The sequence below is a fragment of the Clostridium celatum genome (genome assembly GCF_021412605.1).
Lineage (GTDB): Bacteria > Bacillota > Clostridia > Clostridiales > Clostridiaceae > Clostridium > Clostridium celatum.
Window position 1 is genome coordinate 17,488 of sequence record NZ_JAJKGM010000035.1, and the last position, 19,888, is coordinate 37,375.

Here is a 19,888-nt window from a genome sequence, read left to right on the forward strand (position 1 = left end):
AATGACCACAACTGCATTAACTTATTTTATTATAGGAGCAGTAGTTTTATGGGGAGGATTATTAACTACTTTGACTATATCAATAAAGAAGGAAAAATAATTAAATAGCTAACAATTTTAGATTATATATAAACATTTAGCAATCAAAAAAGGAGTCAGTTTACTGACTCCTTTTTGTGTATATTATTAAATTTGTTTTGAAATAGTCTTCATATTGCACTTAACTAAGAATTTTATCATATTTTATACTATGAATTTAATGAGAAGGTGAAATTATGTGTGGAATAGCTGGAATAGTAGACTTTAAAAGAAATTTATCAAAGGAAAAAGATATAATTTGTAGAATGGTTAAGACATTAGAAAGGCGTGGGCCAGATAGTGAAGGAACTTATATTACAGAAAATGTACTATTTGGTCATAGAAGATTAGTTGTTGTAGATCCTGAAGGTGGAAAACAACCTATGATAAAACAAGTAGGTAATAGAAAGTATGTAGTTGTATATAATGGAGAATTATATAATACTGAGGATTTAAGAAAGGAATTATTAGAGGAAGGATATAAATTTGATTCTTATTCTGATACAGAAGTATTATTAACTTCATATATTGCCTGGGGAATAGATTGTATAAGTAAGCTAAATGGAATATTTGCATTTGCAATTTATGATGAGGGTAAAAGACAAGTATTTTTAGCCAGAGATCCAATGGGAGTTAAACCTTTGTTTTATTCAAAATTAGGTAATACTTTAATTTTTGGTTCAGAAATTAAAACTATATTAGCTCATCCAGAAATTAAAGCTGAAGTTGATAAGGAAGGATTAACTGAACTTTTTGCTTTAGGACCAGCAGTAGCACCAGGCCATGCAATATACAGGGGAATAAATGAAATTGCTCCTGCAAATTGTATGTTAATAACAGAAGATAATATGAAGATTTGGGAGTATTGGAAGGTAACAGCTAGAGAATTAAATGAAACTACTGATGAATCAGTAAGTCATGTAAGACAACTGTTAATTGATGCTATAAAAAGGCAACTTGTTGGAGATGTGCCTGTATGTACATTTTTATCAGGAGGATTAGATTCATCAGCCATATCAGCTATAGCTTCAACTGAATTTAAAGAGAGAGGAAAGAAGCTTACAACTTATTCTATAGATTATGAAGGAAATGATAAATTTTTTAAAGCTTCATTGTTTCAACCAACATCAGATCAATATTTTGCAGAACGTATGGCTAAATTTATAGATAGTGATCATAGAACTGTTTTGTTAAAGCAAACAGATTTAGCAAAAGCTTTAAGAGAAGCTACAATTTCAAGAGATTTACCGGGAATGGCAGATGTAGATTCATCTCTTTTGTTATTTTGTAAAGAGATAAGGAAAGATTTTGTTGTTGGATTATCAGGAGAGTGTGCAGACGAATTATTCGCTGGATATCCATGGTTCACACATGAGGAAATGATAAATGCACATACTTTTCCGTGGTCAAGATCTGTTGGAGAAAGAAAAACTATATTAAATGAATCAAAAAGTGATTTGAAAATTGAAGAGTGTGTAAATGAAGAGTATTTAAAAACATTAAAAGAAGTTCCACATTTAGATAATGAAGATAAAAAGACTTATAGAATGAGAGAACTTTTCTATTTAAATTTGAAATGGTTTATGGTTAATTTATTAAATAGGAAAGATAGATCAAGTATGTATAATAGTTTAGAGGTAAGAGTGCCTTTTGCAGACTATAGAATAGTTGATTATGCATTTAATTTACCAGTTGATGTTAAACTTTTGGATGGAAGGGAAAAGGGGTTATTGAGAAAAGCGTTGGTAGGAATACTTCCGGATGAAATAATATATAGAAAGAAGAGTCCATATCCAAAGACTCATAATCCGGAATATACAGATGTTGTATGCAATATGATGAATGAAATATTAAATGATAAAACATCACCAATATTGGAGATAATAAATAAAGATACGGTACAAGAAATAGTTGATACCAAAGGAAAAGCTTATAAGACACCATGGTTTGGACAACTTATGACTGGACCACAAATGATAGCGTATTTAATTCAAGTTGATATATGGTTAAGGGAATATAATGTTAATATATTAATTTAATATTATAATGAATTAGATTTCAAATTTATAATATTATAAAGAAAAGGTTAAGATTAGAAATAGTTTTAATCTTTTTTTTATAATATTAAATTGAAATGGAAATGATAAATATATAGATAAATTTAAAATGAGATTTATAGGGGGAATAGAAGCGCCCTTAATTAAATAATTATAAAAATAAAAATATAGTAAAATACATTAAATATTATATAAAACATATATTGACAAAGAAAATTATATAAATTATAATGGAACGCGAATAAAAAAAGGACTCATATAAATCTCAAATATGGTGGGATGTTTCTACTGGAAACCTTAAATTTTCAGCTATGAGTGAGCTTAATATATATTAACTCTATACGAATTATACAAGAGTTATAGTGTATTAATTTCACTGTAGTTATTTATGTATTTTAAATGTAGAGTAAATATTAATTATAAAAATACAAAAATGTGAGCATTTAGGAGGAGTCTACTTATGAAGAAAAAAGTTATTGCATTAGCACTTTCAGCGTTAATGGTAACAGGATTAGTTGGTTGTGGTAACAATGATAACTCATCAAAAACAAATGATGGTGCATTAAAGGTTGGAATGGTTACTGATACAGGTACTATTGATGATAAATCATTTAATCAAGGTACGTGGGAAGGAATTAAAGAAGCTGAAAAGAGTTTTGGGCTTGAAACAACTTTTATGCAACCTAATGGAGAATCAGAGGCAAGTTATTTAACAGAAATCCAAAATCTTTATGATTCAGGTTATAAATTTATAGTAACACCAGGTTATAAATTTGAAACAGCTATCTATAAAGCTCAAAGTCAATATGAAGATGCAAAGTTTGTTCTAATTGATGGTGAACCAAATGATGGAAATGATAATTATGTTGTAGCAGATAATACAGTTGGAGTATACTTTGCAGAAGAACAAAGTGGTTTTATAGCAGGTGTTGCATCAGCAGTTCAACTAAAAAGTGGTGATTTCGGATTTATTGGTGGAATGGAGATACCATCAGTTAAAAAGTTTAACTATGGTTTCCAACAAGGTGTGGCGTATGCAAATGAACATTATGGAACAAATGTTAGCTTAAAGACTGAAAATATAGTTTACTCAGGTTCATTCTCTGACACTGCTTTAGGACAACAATTAGCAGCTCAAATGTATGATAGTGGAGTTAAAGCAATATTTACTGCTGCTGCAGGAGTTAATATAGGTGTTATTACAGAAGCTAAGACAAGAGTAGTTAATGGTGAAGAAGTGTGGGTTATAGGTGTTGACTCTGACCAATATGATGATGGAATATATGAAGGTAACAAATCAGTAGTATTAACTTCAGCTATTAAAAAGATTGATGAAGCAGCATATCAAATAATAGAAGATGAAATAAATGGTCAATTCCCAGGTGGGCAAGTGCTAAGATTTGATGCTAAAAATGATGCTGTTGGTATTCCAAGTGAAAATCCAAACTTAAGTGATGATACAATTGCAAAAGTTAATGAAGTAATAAATGCTATTAAAGCAGATGAGATTGAAGTGAAAACTGAATTATAGTATTGATATAAACTTAGGACTATGTTAATAAGATTAACATAGTCCTTTTTAGCTAGGAAATAATAAAAGTTGTGTTAAATTATAGAAAATAATAAAAATAAAAAATACTAATAAGAGATATTATCGAATTAATAAAATATAAAAGTGTAAAAAGTATATAAATAATATTGACATAGAAAATAATATTAAATATAATAAACACGAACAATAGAACAACTCATATGAACCCCAGATGTGGTGGGGTGTTTCTACCGGAAGCCGTAAATTTCCGACTATGAGTGAATTTAGTGCAAGCGACTATATACGAATAATGAGTAGATTGTAGCGTATTACTTTCACTTTGGGAATCGATACGTCTTTAATATACCTATTAAGTAGGTATATTAGAAATATGAGTATTTAGGAGGAGTGTACATATGAAGAAAAAAGTTATTACATTAGTACTTTCAGCACTAATGTTAACAGGATTAGTTGGTTGTGGAAACAACAATAATAATTCATCAAATTCAGGAGAAGCGACGTTAAAGGTTGGTATGATTACTGACTCTGGTACAATTGATGATAAATCATTTAATCAAGGTACTTGGGAAGGGATAGTAGAAGCGGAAGAAAATCTTGGGATTGAAAAGAACTACTTAAAGCCTTCAGGAGAAACAGAAGCTGATTATTTAACAGAAATTCAAAATCTTTATGATTCAGGTTATAAATTTATAATAGGACCAGGGTTCAAACTAGAAACAGCTATATACAAGGCGCAACAAAAGTATGAAGATGCAAAATTTGTTATACTTGATGGAGCACCTATGGACGAAAATGGAAACTATGTTGTAGCAGATAATTCAGTTGCAATACAGTTTGCTGAAGAAGAGGGTGGATTTGCAGCAGGTGTTGCAGCAGCAGTTGAATTAAAAACTGGAGAGTTCGGATTTATAGGTGGTATGGAATCGCCAGCAGTTAGAAGATTTAACTTTGGATTCCAACAAGGTGTAGCTTATGCAAATGAAAATCTTGGAACAGATGTTAGCTTAAAAGCTGAAAATATAGTTTACTCAGGTTCATTTACTGATTTAGCTCTAGGTCAACAAATAGCAGCTCAAATGTATGATAGAGGTGTTAAAGTAATATTTGCTGCAGCTGGTGGAACTGGTATGGGTGCTATAACAGAAGCTAAAACAAGAGCAGTTAATGGTGAAGAAGCATGGATTATAGGTGTTGATTCAGATCAATATGCTGATGGTATTTATGAAGGAAATAAGTCAGTAATTTTAACATCGGCTGTTAAGAAAGTTAATGTAGCATCTTATCAAATGATAGAAGCTGAATTAAATAATGAATTCCCAGGTGGTCAATCATTAATATTTGATGCTAAAAATGATGCAGTAGGTATTCCAGAAGAAAATCCAAACTTAAGTGATGATACAGTAGCTAAAGTTAAGGAAGTATTAGAAGCTATTAAGAGTGGAGAAATAGAAGTTAAAAGTGAATTGTAAAATTAATTTAAATATAGGACTATGTTAATTTGATTAACATAGTCTTTTGAAATAATGGATAGCTAACAAGTTTAATAATATGATTTATTTTCGATAAAATAATATATAAATCCTTAAAATACAACAAATAATAAAAAAACATGTAAAATAAAACTTATATTGACAAAAATAAGAAGATAAATTATAATTAAATACGAACAATAAAACGACTCATATAAATCCCAAATATGGTGGGATGTATCTACCGGAAGCCATAAATTTTCGACTATGAGTGAACTTAGTATATACTAACTCTATACGAATTATAAAAGAGTTTTTAACGTATTAATTTCACTTTAGAAATTAATACGTTTTTTTTATAACAATAAGGGTAAGTATAAAGCTATGTAAAAAGTTAACATTTAGGAGGAGTTTATTTATGAAGAAAAAAGTTATTGCATTAGCACTTTCAGCATTAATGCTAACAGGATTAGTTGGTTGTGGAAATAGTGATAATGGTTCAGGAGAAGCAGGATTAAAAGTTGGTATGGTTACTGACGCAGGAACAATTGATGATAAGTCATTTAACCAAGGTACATGGGAAGGAATTCAAAAAGCTGAAAAAGAACTTGGAATAGAAAAGAACTATATGCAACCATCAGGAGAAACGGAAGCAAACTATTTAACAGAAATACAAAATCTTTATGATGCAGGATATAAATTTATTGTAACACCAGGTTTCAAATTTGAAACAGCTATATATAAAGCTCAAGAACAATATAATGATGCTAAATTTGTTATAATCGATGGTGAGCCAAATGATGGACAAGATAATTATCATGTAGGAGATAATACAGTTGCTATATACTTTGCTGAAGAACAAAGTGGATTTGCAGCAGGTGTTGCAGCAGCAGTTCAATTACAAACTGGAGAATTAGGATTTATCGGTGGTATGGAAATACCAGCAGTTCAAAAGTTTAACTATGGATTCCAACAAGGTGTAGCTTATGCTAATGAAAATTATGGATCAAATGTTAGCTTAAAAGCTGAAAATATAGTTTACTCAGGTTCATTCTCTGATACAGCTTTAGGGCAACAATTAGCAGCTCAAATGTATGATAATGGTGTTAAGGCAATCTTCGCAGCAGCTGGTGGAGTTGGTACTGGTGTTATAACAGAAGCTAAGACAAGAGTTGTTAACGGTGAAGAGGTATGGGTTATCGGTGTTGATTCTGACCAATATGCTGATGGTATATATGAAGGAGACAAGTCTGTAATTTTAACTTCAGCTATTAAGAAGATTGATGAAGCAGCTTATCAAATGATTGAAGCTGAATTAAATGGTGAATTCCCAGGTGGCAAAATATTAACATTTAATGCTGAAAATGATGGTGTTGGTATACCAGCAGAAAATCCAAACTTAAATGATGATACAGTAGCTAAAGTTAATGAAGTATTAAATGCTATTAAGAGTGGAGAAATACAAGTTAAAACTGAATTATAAGAAATTATAATAAAAAAGAGCTATGTTAAGATGATTTACATAGCTCTTTTTATATCAAAAGTATAATGGAAAATATAAATAGTATACACTAATTTGAAATAACATAAATTATTTTTAAAATTTAAGTTTAAATTTATGTGTTTTTTAAAAATAATACTAAGCAAGATGTGAGTAGAAAATATGATGAAATATGCACAAAAATGCCTAATTGAATAGAAAATATATATGAATTAAACAAATTTTGATAAAAATATACAAATAGAATTAATATAGTATATTATTTATAAAAATAAGCGAAAAAAATGTTGAAAATGCGAATTATTTAAATTATACTTAAAAAGAAGTTCGGAAGTAATTATGAGATTATTAAGTTAAGTATATTAACTTATAATCCGCATAAATTAAATTAATAATATATGTTATAAAATATTTAATTAAAGGAGGATATCCATGGCATATGTAGTTGAGATGCTAAATATTCGTAAAGAATTTCCAGGAATAGTGGCAAATGATAATATTACACTACAACTTGAAGAAGGAGAGATACATGCTCTTTTAGGTGAAAATGGTGCTGGTAAATCAACACTAATGGGAATGCTATTCGGTATGTACAAGCCAGATAGAGGTTCTATAAAGGTTAGAGGTAAAGAAGTAAAAATATCTAATCCTAATGTAGCAAATGACTTAGGGATTGGAATGGTTCATCAACATTTTAAATTAGTAGATAATTTTACGGTTACAGAAAACATAATTTTGGGCTGTGAACCTAGAAAGGGATTAACTGTAGATATCAAAACAGCCGCAAAGAAAATTGAAGAATTATCTAAACAGTATGGGTTAAATGTTGATCCTTACGCCAAAATAGAAGATATTTCTGTTGGAATGCAACAAAGAGTAGAAATATTAAAAATGCTTTATAGAAATGCGAATGTTTTAATATTTGATGAACCAACAGCGGTTTTAACTCCAAGTGAAATTGATGAGTTAATTTCAATTATGAAAAACATGACTAAAGAAGGAAAATCTATTATTTTAATTACTCATAAGTTAAGAGAAATTAAAGAAGCCGCTAATAGATGTACAGTTATTAGAAGAGGTAAGTACATAGGGACTGTAGATGTTAAGGATACTACAGAAGCTGAAATGGCTAAAATGATGGTTGGAAGAGAAGTATCATTTAAAGTTGAAAAAACTGAAGCTAAGCCAAAGGATATAGTTGTAAAAATAGAAAATTTATCTGTTAATAATAATAAAAAAGTTCTTGGATTGAAAGATTTTTCATTGGATATCAGAGCAGGTGAAATAGTTGGTATTGCTGGTGTTGAAGGTAATGGACAAACAGAATTAGTAGAAGCTTTAACAGGAATGAGAAGTATAGAGTCAGGAAACATTATATTTAAAGGAAAAAATATAAATAAAGATTCAATACGTCAAAGAATAGATGAAGGAATGGCACATATTCCAGAAGATAGACATAAAAGAGGATTAATTCTTGATTATACAATGGAAGATAATATGGTGCTTAAAGCTTATAGAAATAAGCCGTTTTCTAAGAATGGTTTAATTAATAGAGCAAAGATTTCAGAATATGCAAAGAAGATAATTGAAACATTTGACGTTAGATCTGGTGAAGGTGGAAAATCTATAGCAAGATCACTATCAGGTGGTAACCAACAAAAAGGTGTAATTGGACGTGAAATAGAATCTAATCCAGACTTTTTAATTGCTGTACAACCAACTAGAGGTTTAGATGTTGGATCAATAGAATATATTCATAAAAGATTAGTTGAACAAAGAGATTTAGGAAAAGCTGTCTTATTAGTATCACTTGAGTTAGATGAGGTTTTAAATGTATCTGATAGAATAGCTGTTGTAAATAATGGTGAATTAATAGGTATAGTAAATGCTAATGAAACAAATGAAAATGAAGTTGGTTTAATGATGGCCGGCATAAAGAAGGAGGAAGCTTAGTGCATAAGAATCAATTATTAAAATCTATTATGGCAGTAGTTTTAGGATTACTTGCTGGATTTTTACTAATGCTAGCAATGGGATTTAATCCAATAGATGGTTATACTTATTTATTTAAAGGCGGATTAATGAATGCTCAAAGAATAGGTAATTCAATTGCAACTGCAACGCCATTAATTCTTACTGGATTATCTTTTGCCTTTGCAAACAAAACTGGATTATTTAATATAGGAACTCCAGGTCAAATGTTAGCCGGAGGATTTACTGTAACGGCTATAGGGTTATTAGTTGACTTACCATCTCCTATATTATTACCATTAATGATTGTTTGTGGTATTTTAGCAGGAGCTATTTGGGCTGCTGTACCAGGACTTTTAAAAGCATTATTTAATGTTAATGAAGTTGTTTCAGCTATCATGATGAACTGGACTGCATATTGGATAGTTTATTATATGGTTCCTAAATATTTAAAGGGAACTACTGAAACAGAATCAGCTAGATTAGCAGACTCTGCAAGTTTAAAGGCAGATTGGTTATCAAATTTATTTGGTGGATCATACATAAACTATGGAATATTTTTAGCTATATTTTCTGTGTTAGTTATATGGTTTGTTTTAAATAAGACTGTTTTAGGATATGAATTAAAGGCAGTTGGATATAACAGATTTGGTGCTGAATATGCAGGTATGCCTGTAAATAGAAATATAGTAATTTCTATGATGATAGCAGGTGGGTTAGCAGGATTAGCAGGTGTTGTTCAATATATGGGTAACTCTACAGTACTTCAAATAGGTGTAATGCCATCTCAAGGGTTTGATGGAATAGCTGTTGCCTTACTAGGTAACAATGGTCCATTTGGAGTATTATTATCAGCATTATTCTTTGGTGTATTATATGTTGGTAAAGGATTTATGAATGCTAATGTTAAGGTACCACCAGAATTAGCAGATACAATAATAGCTACAATAATTTATTTTGCTGCAACAAGTGTAGTTATGGATAGAATAATCAAGAGTATAAAGAAAAAAAGAGACGATAAAAAGATAAAAACATCTGGTGAAAGGGCGGTGGAAAAATAATGTGGGATATAATTGTACAAATTTTTCCTTATGCAATAGCGTATACTGTACCTATGCTAATTACTGCTTTAGGTGCGCTTTATTGTGAAAGAAGTGGTATTGTAAATATAGGCTTAGATGGGTTTATGATAGTAGGTTCTTTTGCTGGAGCATTAACAATATCTAAACTTCAAGCAGCAGGTGTTAATAGTGCATTATGGATAGGACTTTTAGTTGCTGCAATAGTTGGAGCCTTATTCTCACTTTTACATGCATTTGCAAGTATTAACTTAAATGCAGACCAAGTTATAAGTGGTACAGCTATTAATATGATGGCTGGAGCATTAACAGTATTTTTAGCAAGAAATATTACTGGTAGTGGTAATATAAGAATAACTTTAGGTTTCTTACCAAAAAGTATTCCAGTGTTAAAGGATATTCCAGTAATAGGTCCATTACTATTTACAAAGACTTATGCTACAACATGGTTAGTATTAGCAATATTAATAATAAGTGCATTCTTATTATATAAAACTTCATTTGGATTAAGATTAAGATCATGTGGAGAAAACCCACAAGCTTCTCAAGCTGCAGGTATTAATGTAATGAGAACTAGATATATAGGTGTTATGATATCAGGTGCATTAGCAGCTTTAGGTGGATGTATAATATTAGTAACATATTCAGGTGAATTTAATGGAAATGTTGCAGGATTAGGATTCCTTGCGTTAGCAGCATTAATATTTGGACAATGGAGACCTTTAGGAATATTAGCATCAACTTTCTTCTTTGGATTTGCATCTACATTAGCAAATGTTGCACAGGTGATTCCAGAGCTAGCAAGTATACCATTAGTAGTATTAAAGGTATTCCCTTATATAGTTACATTAATTGCATTAATCATATTCTCTAAATCTTCACAAGCACCAAAGGCTGCTGGTGAAATATTTGATGCAGGAAAAAGATAAATTTATCTATAAAAGGAGCTATATAGTAAATGGTTTAAAAATCATTTACTATATAGCTCTCTATTTTTATTAATTAATTTAAGATGTAGTTACTATATTTCAGTTAGTATAGCAATAGCTAAAAGACGTGGACCTGAGTGGATTCCTACGGCTGGTGTAATTGTACCAACATGAGTAAATGTAACATTTTTATGAGTGGATAAAATAGATTTTAGTTTTTCAGCTTCTTCATGCATAGTACCAGTCATTATTACAAGCTTACCTTTACCTTTATCTAAAATATCTGTAGCAAGTTTAACTAGTTCATTAAATGCTTTCTTAGAACCTCGAACCTTTGAATAATTAGTATAGGTTCCATCATCAGACATTGTTATTATAGGTTTTAAATTTAAAAGTTGACCTACACTTCCAGTAACTTTACCAATTCTACCACCTTTAATCAAATATTCTAAAGTATCAACAGTAAAATACATTGATGTATTTTCTCTTAATTTGGGAATTATATTGCAAATATAGTTAAAATCTTTACCTTCTTCAATTAGTTTTCCTATTTCTATAACTGATAAACCTACAGCCATAGATAATATTTTAGTATCAAAAATAAAACTAGTAATTTTATTTTCATATTCTAAGCTAGCAAGTCTAAAGCTATTTATTGTTCCAGATAATCCAGATGAAATTGGCATTACGATTGCATGTGTGTATCCTTCAAGTATAAGTTTTTCGTATAAATCACTAACATCTTGAACAGATGGCATAGAAGTAGTTGGTAACTCTTCTTCAATTTTAGAATAAACCTCATCTGCAGATATAGTAATTCCATCTATATATTCTCTATCTTTATAGATTATTTTTAATCTAACAACATGAATATTGTATTTGTAAATATATTCCACAGGCAATCCGCAAGTGCTATCAGTTATTAAAGCTATCTTTTCCATTTTAAAAACCTTCCTTTTATTTTACTTTTTATTTAAAATAATTTGATTTACTTAATATTTATCTATATAAATATTATCATATAATTATTATAAATACAAGATATAGTTTTAAAAACTATGTAGAGCAATATAGTTTTAAAATTTAAATAAAAGGTTCATAAATTATAAAAGTAATTTTCAAAAAACATATATGGAAGAATAAGTAAATATAGTATAATTAATAAAAATGATATTGGGGAATAAAATAAAAAGGGGGTAATTAAATGAAAAAAGTTAAGATTGCATTGCTTGGATTAGGTAATGTAGGAAGAGGAGTATATAATATACTTATTAAAAATAAAGAAGAGATAATGAAAAGGTCAGGATACGAAATTGAAGTTTCTAAAATATTAGTTCGAAGCTTGGATAAGTACAGGGGAGTAGAAGTATCTAATGATATATTAACAACTAATTTTGATGATATAATTAATGATGACTCAATTAAAATAGTTGTTGAAGTAATGGGAGGAATAGAGCCTGCAAAAGAATATATATTGAGAGCAATAGAGAAAAATAAACACATAGTAACTGCAAATAAAATGTTACTTGCAACAGAAGGAAAAGAAGTTTTTGAAAAGGCTGATGAAAAGAAAGTAATGTTCCAATATGAGGCAAGTGTAGCAGGAGGAATACCTATAATAAATAGTATAAATGAAAATTTAACTGCAAATAAGATAAATGAGTTATATGGTATAGTTAATGGTACAACAAATTATATTCTTAGTAAAATGGAACTTGAAGGACTGGAATTTGATGATGTATTAGAAGAAGCTAAAGAAAAAGGTTATGCAGAAGCAGACCCAACATCAGATATTGAAGGATATGATGCTCAATATAAATTAGCTATACTTTCAGCTTTATCATTTGGTACAAAAATATCTGTGGATGATGTTTATAGAGAAGGTATTACAAAAATAAAACCAATAGATATGAAATATGCAAGTGATTTCAATATGTCAATTAAATTATTAGCTATTGCAAAAGAGAATAATGGAGAACTAGAACTTAGAGTTCATCCAACTATGATACCAGAAACACATCCCCTTGCCAATGTATATGATTCTTTCAATGCTATATTTATAAATGGTAATGCTGTAGGAGATCTTATGTTTTATGGAAAAGGTGCAGGAGATATGCCAACAGGAAGTGCTGTAGTAAGTGATATTATTTCAATACTTAGAAAAAATATAGATACAAAAAATGAGAATCCGGTAGTTAAAGATAATTTATGGAATAAAAATGTAAAAAGTATAGATGATGTTGAGAGTAGATATTACATCAGATTAACAGTACAAGATAAGCCAGGTGTTTTAGGACAAATAACAACAATTTTTGGTTCAAATAGAGTGAGTTTAAAATCTGTAATACAAAAAGGAAGAAAGCATGATGATACTCTTGAAGTTACATTGGTTTTAATTACACATAAAACTAAAGAAGCGTTAATAAATGATTCAATAGACAAACTGCATGATTTAAGATCAATAAAAAGTGTAGAAAATATAATAAGAATTGAAGACTTTAGTTAAAGTATTAGCTAAAGTTAATCTAACAAAGGTATGAGTTAATATTTCTATTATATGATGATTAAGTATATAAGAAATATTAATTTTCAACTAATCCTACAAAATATTGAGAAATAAGTAATAGAGAAAAGCTCCTGATATTATATTCAGGAGCTTTTCTCTAATATGGTTTATTGAAATATAATTTAAATTTTATGTTTCTATTTAACATATTTAGAATATAGTGTTGTTAAAAGCTGGATATGAAATTCTTCATCTAATATTATTCTTTTAATTACTGAATTTATGTTTGGATCATCTATTTTAGTTATAGTATCTTTGTATTGTTTTATTGCAGCTTTTTCATCTTCAATATCAATAGTTAAAATTGTTTGCAAAGAAGAGATATCATAATTCACTAATTTTCCAGTCCAATATTTTTTCTTTTTGTCATTAATCCAATAACCAGGTTTTCCGCCTAGCAAAACTATTATTTCACCAAGCATTTCTAAATGATGCATTTCTATTATTGATATTCCTTTTAGTGTTGCAGATACATCAGGATTTTTATATTTTAGAGCTATTTCATGATAAATATATTGAGATATAGCATCGAACTCTGAAATATCACTAGCATAATTTAAAAGAATTAGATCAATATATTTAGGGTCCTTTTTGCTTACCTTTATTGGTGGATAAGGCAAATCTATTGAATACATTATTTTCTCCTTATTTATAATAATAACTTATTTATATCTTATGAGAATTACTATAAAAGGGTTAATAAAAGGAAACTGTAGTAATTACAGTTTCCTTTATTATAATTCATATTAAAAGTTAAGGAATTAACTTTGCAATAGCTTTAGTTAGCTTTTGATAGTTAAATAATCCGTAGTAATTGTCAATATAATTCTCTTCATTAATCAAACCTTCATAAACAAAAATCTTATTTTCTATTTCTAATAAATCCATAGGTTTTATTACTTCAGGAAGCTTGTCCGTAACATAAACACCACTATTAATTAAAAGCTCGGACACAAATTGAGAACAGAAATAATAATTTTCTCTTTTATGAGGCTTATTAAAATAAGCAGTTACAGTTCCTAAAATACTATATTTATATTGATCTTTATTTTCAAAAAAATTATCTATTTCATCTTGTATATGATTAAATTGCTTTTCTGTTATAGGTACCTTGTAAACTAAGCATCTGCTTTTAGGAAACATGGCAAATACACCATCATATAAATTTTCCTCTACAAGACCAGCAGGAAGTACTTTTTCTGGGATTTTTCTACCGAAAGAGAACATTTTTGTAAAGGAGTTATCAAGCGATATAGAAACATGTGAATAAGGTTTTTGCGTGAATAATGCAATTATGTTAGAAAATGTTGTTCCAGTTCTTGATAAAATAATATAAATCTCTTTATTTTCCAAAATAATGCTCCTTTCTATATTTATATCATGGATACTATTATACACTAAATTTTATATATTGTTAACAAATACTTTATATTATTTATATGAAGTTTAAGTGTATATCTTTATTTATTAAAATTGTTATGTTAGAATTGCAATAACTATTAAGTTAGCAATAATGAAAGGATGAATTTTAAGATGGAGTATAAATTTAGTTTTGATGGAAAAGAATATTGTTTAAATGAAGAAAAACTTGATTATTTTGTAAATGATGAGATTAATCCAATTGAGGATATTGATGAAAAAAAAGTAATTGAAATTTTAAATAATAGTGATAATGTAGAGTTTACAAAGGCATTTTTTGATTTACCATGTGATGTTTGTAAAGAGGGTGTAAGTGAAAAGAAAAAATTCTTTGATTTTTTAGGATTCAATTTTTACATATATACTAAAAACAATCAATATGTTGTAAGTACTTTAGATAAAGAATACGAAGGAATGTCTTATAATAGGCTTCAAAGATCAGGTAAAATAAACGGTAGCTATATAGTTTTAATAAATGTATGTAGAAATTGTGGAAGTTACTCAATAGAAATAGAAGAGTTTGAGGTTTAGTAAATTTAAGGATAATTTGATTTTATGAATTATTATATATAAAGTTGCAAAAAATAGTGATGAAGGGAGTGTCGCAAATGAGTACTGATAAATTTAAAGATAAAAAATATCAAAAAGGTGAAAGAAGACAAAGAATTCATCAAAACCAAGATAATGTAGGAAATGATAAAAATAAGAATGAATATAAAAGCTTTGATGGTGAAGAACTTTAAAAGTGTGTTGTAGGATTAATTATAAAGTCTATATGAAGGACTCTACTTGAAGTATGGGTCCTTTTTTGTTATTATTAAAATAAATATAGCAAAATTTAGATTTTTATACTAAAAGATAAAAGTATAAAGAGAACTAAGGGGAGGGTTTATATGAATAAAATTTTAAGGGCTGGAGTTATATTAGCATCATTAACAGCACTTACAATAGGTTTAGTTGGATGTACTTCAAAAAAGAATAGTGATGGTGGAATAACATCAATAACTTCAGATGTAGAAACATCTATAGAAGGATTACCGGTGGCTGTTATTAAGGTAAAGGATTACGGAAATATAACTTTAGAATTATACCCAGAAATAGCTCCAAACACAGTAAATAATTTTATAGAATTAGCTAATTCAGGATATTATGATGGATTAATCTTTCATAGAGTTATAAAAGGATTTATGAATCAAGGGGGATGTCCTAATGGAACTGGGACTGGTGGACCAGGATATTCAATAGAAGGTGAATTCTCTAGTAATGGCTATGAAGGAAATGATTTAAAACATACAAAGGGTGTAATTTCTATGGCTAGAGCTAATGATCCAAATTCAGCAGGAAGTCAATTCTTTATAATGGCAGATACAGCTTCTCATTTAGATGGACAATATGCTGCATTTGGAAAGACTATTGATGGATTAGATATTGTAGAAGAAATTAATTCAGTAAAAACATCTAGTGCAGATAAACCAGTTGAAGATGTAGTTATTGAAGAAATAAGAGTTGATACTAAAGGCATAGATTATCCATCACCAGAAAAATTATAAGAGAAATAATATATACTATAAATAGTTAAAAGAAAAGGTAGTGTATCAATATATGACTAATTGATACACTACCTTTTTATAAGGTTGAATAAATAAAACTTATACAATATATACTGTAGTTCCATAGGGAATATTATCATAAATCCATTTAGCATTTATTTTAGACAATCTTATACAGCCGTTACTAATTTTAAAGCCAAGTCGTCCATCGCGTATAGTATTATCTAAATTATATAATATTGAATGAAAAAGATAATTTCCCTTAAATTGACTATAGTAATAGCAAATATATCCATGATTTTCTCCAAAGGAATATCCTTTTGCTCCAATTTTAAAAAAGCCTTTTGGAGTAGGAGTTGATGGTTTTCCAATTGAACAAATATAATTTTTATCTAAAATCCAATTGTTTTTAGATCCTACAAAAATATTAACCTGAAAATTTTCTGTATCAACATAAATTAAATATTTAGTAGAACTAGATAGGTTTTTATTATTAATAAATTTAGAAACTTTTTCATTATAATTAGAGGGCGCTCTATATTTTACAGAAATAGATTCTTTTTTTGACTTTAAGATATAATATATATTCTTAATTTTATTTTTTAAAATCATAAAATGTAGCTCCTATTTAATTAATAAAAATTGTAGTACCGGAAGGAACATTATCGTAAATCCATTTTGAATTTTCAGTAGCAAGTCGTACACAACCATCTGTTAACCTCATACCAAGGCGCGGGTCTCTAATACTACCATCTAAGTTATATGGAATAGAATGAATTAAATAGTTATCCTTAATTTGAGTATAATATAGGCACCTAAAGCCTCGAGCTTCTCCAAAGGAATATCCCTTAGGGCCAGCATAAAAAGTTCCTTTTATAGTAGGTTCAGTAGGTTTTCCTAAAGAACAAAGATAACTATGGATAAGCACCCAATTTTTATTAGAACCTTTGAATATATTAGTTTTGAAATTAGCAGTATCTATCCATATGAAGTAATTAGTTTTACTATAAAAATTATTAGTATTTATGAATTTAGTTGATTCAATAATATAAGTTTCGTTTTCTAAGGTTGAATTTTTTGAAAATCTATACTTTCTTTTTGAAAATATAGATTTAATAGCAGAAAGTAACTTCATATAAAACTCCTAAAAATATTTATACAATTATTTTACTAATAAACGGATATGAGTGTTAAAAAAATAAATAATTATTTTAAATAATTTTCGAGAATAGTACCGTAATACTAAAAATTTGATATAATATATGGTATAAAAGAAATTAGGGGTAAGTAGAAAATTAATACATATGAAAATGATTACATAGTAAGTTGTAATGGTATTATGGGAGGATTAAAATGAAGATTATAAAAAAAGATGGAAGAATACAAGATTTAGAAGTTGAGAAAATAAAAAATAGTATATGGGGAGCATCTAAAGATAGTAATACTATTATAAATGAATCAGACTTAAAGATATTAACTAATAGGGTAATAAAAATTGTTACAGAAATAAGGGGAAGGGATGGAATTACTTCAAGTTATGAGGTACAAGCAATAATTATAGAAAGTTTATATAAAGATGGATTTAAAAGAATAGCAAATGCATATCTAAGATATTAAAAATAAAACAGATTTTAATATATTAAAAATAGTAGTCAATTAGTTATACTAACACTACTATTTTTTTGTTTAAAGAGGGAAAATAGTGTAAAGATAATTGGTTTTGAGAATAATAAATTAGAGGTGAAAAAATATGAATGTTATAAAAAAGAATGGTAGAATACAAAACTTTGATGAAAGCAAAATAAAGGTAAGTATTTTAAATGCTTCAAGTAGTGGAAGTTCATTATTAAATGAATCAGATATAAAAATAATAGTAGAAGATGTTACAAAGTTATTAGAAAAATTAAGAGGTAGTGAACAAAATACATCAAGCTATGAAATAATGGGAGCAATAATAAATATACTAAAAAGAGATGGTTTTGATGAGGTTATAAGTTCGTATATAGGATATAAAAAGGAATAATATATAATAGAAAACTATTGTGTATAACATTTCTATAAGTCTTTTCAGCATGTACATTATATTGATTTATGTTATAATAAAACAGAATTTTAATATAAGGAATGGTGGAGGAGTTTATGTATAAGTTAGTAGCAATAGATATGGATGGAACATTACTTAGAGAAGATAAGTCTGTTTCAGAAAGAACAAAAATAGCAATAAATAAAGCAAAAGAAAAGGGCGTAAATGTTGTAATTGCAACAGGTAGACCAATTGATGGTGTAACTAGATATTTAGAAGAATTAAATATGCTTAGCGAAGATGATTATGTTTTAAGTTATAATGGGGGATTAGTTCTAAAAACAAAAAGTAGAGAGGTTATTTCTAAGATAGCTTTAACAGGAGCAGATTTACACTACTTACATAATATTAGTAAAGAGTTAGGAGTAAATATTCATGCTTTCTCAGAAACTCAAGGCTTAATAACTCCTAAAAGTAGTAAATACACAGAGGTAGAAGCTACTCTAAATAACATACAAATAGGCATAAATGACTATTCAGAAATTGAAGATAATCATAGTATTATTAAAGTAATGATGATAGATGAGCCGGAAATTCTTCAAAGGGCAATAGATAATTTACCTAAAGAGGTCTATGAAAAATATACTGTTGTAAAAAGTACTCCATATTTCTTAGAGTTTTTAAATAAAGAAGTAAATAAAGGAACTGGAGTTGAACTTTTAGCTAAGTATTTAGGTGTTAAGAGAGAAGAAATAATGACTTTTGGTGATGCAGAAAATGATCTTGCTATGATTGAGTATGCAGGAATGGGTGTTGCTATGGCAAATGCATTTGAGGAGGTTAAAGAAGTCGCAAATTATATAACTGACTCAAATGAAGAGGATGGAGTTGCAAAAGCAATAGAAAAGTTTATTTTAGGAGAAGCTTAGGATGCACTATGGAAATTTGCAGAAGATTAGAGATGGAAAGAGGACTTTTGGGATAACGCCTCATATTCCTGGTGGATTTATTTCTCCAGATAGCCTGGAAAAAATAGCACAGGTAGCTAGAAAGTATAATGGTGTTATAAAAATTACATCAGGACAAAGAATATTAATTACTAATCTTAAAGCAGAAAATTTAGCAGAGGTTTGGAAAGAACTTGATATGGAACCTGCTATTGAAACTGCTAATTCTGTTAAAAATGTTGAGATATGTCCAGCAGGATTTTGTAAGAGAAGCAAGTATAATACTATTGGAATAGGAATGAAACTTTTAAAAAAGTATCATAAAATGGAGATGCCGTGTAGAACTAAAATTGGTGTTGCTGGTTGTAGAAATGCTTGTGGTAGTATATATGCAAGAGATGTTGGAGTAATTGCTGATATAAGTGGACTAATGGTAGTAGCAGGTGGTTCTGCAGGTTATAATCCAAGAATTGCGGATGTTATTGCAATTAATTTAAATGAAAAAGAAGCATTAAAGCTTGTAGATATTATTTTTGATTATTATAAAGAAAAAGCAGAGTTGGGTGAAAAACTAAGCTTTATGATAGAAAGATTAGGAATTGATAGCTTTAAAAGCGAAGTGCTTAATAGATTATATAAATAAAAGGATGTCTTAAGACATCCTTTTATTTATCAGACTGCTGACAAAGTGTCAGTAGTCTTTAATTTTATACAAATATGTAATATAATTTAAAATATATTAATTTA

General features: G+C 28.5%; 21 protein-coding genes and 3 riboswitches. Of the genes, 16 read left to right on the forward strand and 5 right to left on the reverse strand.

Going from position 1 to position 19,888, the window contains the following annotated elements; translation table 11 throughout:
• The first annotated feature begins 1 nt into the window (after position 1).
• The 8 genes from LPC13_RS12880 to LPC13_RS12915 all read left to right on the forward strand — a co-directional run bounded on the left by LPC13_RS12880 (position 2) and on the right by LPC13_RS12915 (position 10,636).
• A complete protein-coding gene (locus LPC13_RS12880; RefSeq protein ID WP_147576285.1) occupies positions 2-100 on the forward strand; it encodes a MetS family NSS transporter small subunit in 99 nt (32 codons plus the stop codon).
• Between the two features lie 175 nt (positions 101-275).
• Positions 276-2,117 carry an asparagine synthase (glutamine-hydrolyzing) gene (asnB, locus tag LPC13_RS12885; RefSeq protein ID WP_005215941.1) on the forward strand — a complete coding sequence of 614 codons (1,842 nt, stop codon included), beginning with the start codon at positions 276-278 and terminating at the stop codon, positions 2,115-2,117.
• A 252-nt stretch (positions 2,118-2,369) separates the two neighbouring features.
• A riboswitch (purine riboswitch) is annotated at positions 2,370-2,467 on the forward strand.
• 128 nt (positions 2,468-2,595) lie between these two features.
• On the forward strand, positions 2,596-3,666 hold the full coding sequence (locus LPC13_RS12890) for a BMP family lipoprotein (protein WP_195245521.1): 1,071 nt from the start codon (positions 2,596-2,598) through the stop codon (positions 3,664-3,666).
• Positions 3,667-3,863: 197 nt separating this feature from the next.
• Positions 3,864-3,961: riboswitch (purine riboswitch) on the forward strand.
• 121 nt (positions 3,962-4,082) lie between these two features.
• On the forward strand, positions 4,083-5,156 hold the full coding sequence (locus tag LPC13_RS12895; protein WP_005215937.1) for a BMP family lipoprotein: 1,074 nt from the start codon (positions 4,083-4,085) through the stop codon (positions 5,154-5,156).
• Positions 5,157-5,346: 190 nt separating this feature from the next.
• A riboswitch (purine riboswitch) is annotated at positions 5,347-5,444 on the forward strand.
• Between the two features lie 130 nt (positions 5,445-5,574).
• The gene (locus LPC13_RS12900; RefSeq protein ID WP_195245522.1) at positions 5,575-6,639 is read left to right on the forward strand and encodes a BMP family lipoprotein; all 1,065 of its coding nucleotides are present in this window, start codon (positions 5,575-5,577) and stop codon (positions 6,637-6,639) included.
• 450 nt (positions 6,640-7,089) lie between these two features.
• Complete coding sequence (locus tag LPC13_RS12905) at positions 7,090-8,610, forward strand: ABC transporter ATP-binding protein (protein WP_005215932.1); 1,521 nt, start codon at positions 7,090-7,092, stop codon at positions 8,608-8,610.
• Positions 8,610-9,689 (forward strand): ABC transporter permease, encoded by a 1,080-nt coding sequence (locus LPC13_RS12910; protein ID WP_005215931.1) that lies wholly within the window; start codon positions 8,610-8,612, stop codon positions 9,687-9,689. Before LPC13_RS12905 ends, LPC13_RS12910 begins: the two co-directional genes overlap by 1 nt.
• Positions 9,689-10,636, forward strand: coding sequence for an ABC transporter permease (locus LPC13_RS12915; RefSeq protein ID WP_005215929.1), 948 nt, complete (start codon positions 9,689-9,691; stop codon positions 10,634-10,636). Before LPC13_RS12910 ends, LPC13_RS12915 begins: the two co-directional genes overlap by 1 nt.
• Before the next feature lie 92 nt (positions 10,637-10,728).
• Here the strand turns inward: LPC13_RS12915 and LPC13_RS12920 are convergent, their stop codons facing one another.
• A complete protein-coding gene (locus tag LPC13_RS12920) occupies positions 10,729-11,577 on the reverse strand; it encodes a DegV family protein (protein WP_005215925.1) in 849 nt (282 codons plus the stop codon).
• A 263-nt stretch (positions 11,578-11,840) separates the two neighbouring features.
• Between LPC13_RS12920 and LPC13_RS12925 the strand changes: the two genes are divergently transcribed.
• Positions 11,841-13,142 carry a homoserine dehydrogenase gene (locus LPC13_RS12925; RefSeq protein ID WP_005215922.1) on the forward strand — a complete coding sequence of 434 codons (1,302 nt, stop codon included), beginning with the start codon at positions 11,841-11,843 and terminating at the stop codon, positions 13,140-13,142.
• 197 nt (positions 13,143-13,339) lie between these two features.
• Here LPC13_RS12925 and LPC13_RS12930 read toward each other — a convergent pair whose 3' ends face one another.
• Together LPC13_RS12930 and LPC13_RS12935 are read right to left on the reverse strand one after the other, a co-directional pair.
• On the reverse strand, positions 13,340-13,837 hold the full coding sequence (locus LPC13_RS12930; RefSeq protein WP_005215918.1) for a ferritin-like domain-containing protein: 498 nt from the start codon (positions 13,835-13,837) through the stop codon (positions 13,340-13,342).
• Positions 13,838-13,955: 118 nt separating this feature from the next.
• A complete protein-coding gene (locus LPC13_RS12935) occupies positions 13,956-14,555 on the reverse strand; it encodes a hypothetical protein (protein ID WP_187116569.1) in 600 nt (199 codons plus the stop codon).
• 180 nt (positions 14,556-14,735) lie between these two features.
• Between LPC13_RS12935 and LPC13_RS12940 the strand changes: the two genes are divergently transcribed.
• The 3 genes from LPC13_RS12940 to LPC13_RS12945 all read left to right on the forward strand — a co-directional run bounded on the left by LPC13_RS12940 (position 14,736) and on the right by LPC13_RS12945 (position 16,171).
• Complete coding sequence (locus tag LPC13_RS12940) at positions 14,736-15,152, forward strand: DUF3785 family protein (protein ID WP_234088854.1); 417 nt, start codon at positions 14,736-14,738, stop codon at positions 15,150-15,152.
• Positions 15,153-15,229: 77 nt separating this feature from the next.
• Positions 15,230-15,364 (forward strand): clostri-philic family protein, encoded by a 135-nt coding sequence (locus LPC13_RS17030; RefSeq protein ID WP_267955994.1) that lies wholly within the window; start codon positions 15,230-15,232, stop codon positions 15,362-15,364.
• 150 nt (positions 15,365-15,514) lie between these two features.
• The gene (locus LPC13_RS12945; protein ID WP_005215914.1) at positions 15,515-16,171 is read left to right on the forward strand and encodes a peptidylprolyl isomerase; all 657 of its coding nucleotides are present in this window, start codon (positions 15,515-15,517) and stop codon (positions 16,169-16,171) included.
• A gap of 99 nt (positions 16,172-16,270) precedes the next feature.
• Here LPC13_RS12945 and LPC13_RS12950 read toward each other — a convergent pair whose 3' ends face one another.
• Both LPC13_RS12950 and LPC13_RS12955 read right to left on the reverse strand, forming a co-directional pair.
• Positions 16,271-16,783, reverse strand: coding sequence for a L,D-transpeptidase (locus tag LPC13_RS12950; RefSeq protein WP_005215913.1), 513 nt, complete (start codon positions 16,781-16,783; stop codon positions 16,271-16,273).
• Between the two features lie 16 nt (positions 16,784-16,799).
• Positions 16,800-17,306, reverse strand: coding sequence for a L,D-transpeptidase (locus LPC13_RS12955; RefSeq protein ID WP_005215911.1), 507 nt, complete (start codon positions 17,304-17,306; stop codon positions 16,800-16,802).
• A 218-nt stretch (positions 17,307-17,524) separates the two neighbouring features.
• Between LPC13_RS12955 and LPC13_RS12960 the strand changes: the two genes are divergently transcribed.
• From LPC13_RS12960 to LPC13_RS12975, 4 genes are all read left to right on the forward strand, one after another.
• Positions 17,525-17,788, forward strand: a complete 264-nt coding sequence (locus tag LPC13_RS12960; RefSeq protein ID WP_005215909.1) for an ATP cone domain-containing protein — start codon at positions 17,525-17,527, stop codon at positions 17,786-17,788.
• A gap of 133 nt (positions 17,789-17,921) precedes the next feature.
• Positions 17,922-18,194, forward strand: coding sequence for an ATP cone domain-containing protein (locus tag LPC13_RS12965; RefSeq protein ID WP_005215903.1), 273 nt, complete (start codon positions 17,922-17,924; stop codon positions 18,192-18,194).
• Positions 18,195-18,310: 116 nt separating this feature from the next.
• Entirely contained in the window at positions 18,311-19,123 is an 813-nt protein-coding gene (yidA, locus tag LPC13_RS12970; RefSeq protein WP_040420189.1) for a sugar-phosphatase, read from the forward strand.
• 1 nt (position 19,124) lies between these two features.
• Positions 19,125-19,784 carry a nitrite/sulfite reductase domain-containing protein gene (locus tag LPC13_RS12975; RefSeq protein ID WP_005215899.1) on the forward strand — a complete coding sequence of 220 codons (660 nt, stop codon included), beginning with the start codon at positions 19,125-19,127 and terminating at the stop codon, positions 19,782-19,784.
• Positions 19,785-19,888 lie beyond the last annotated feature (104 nt).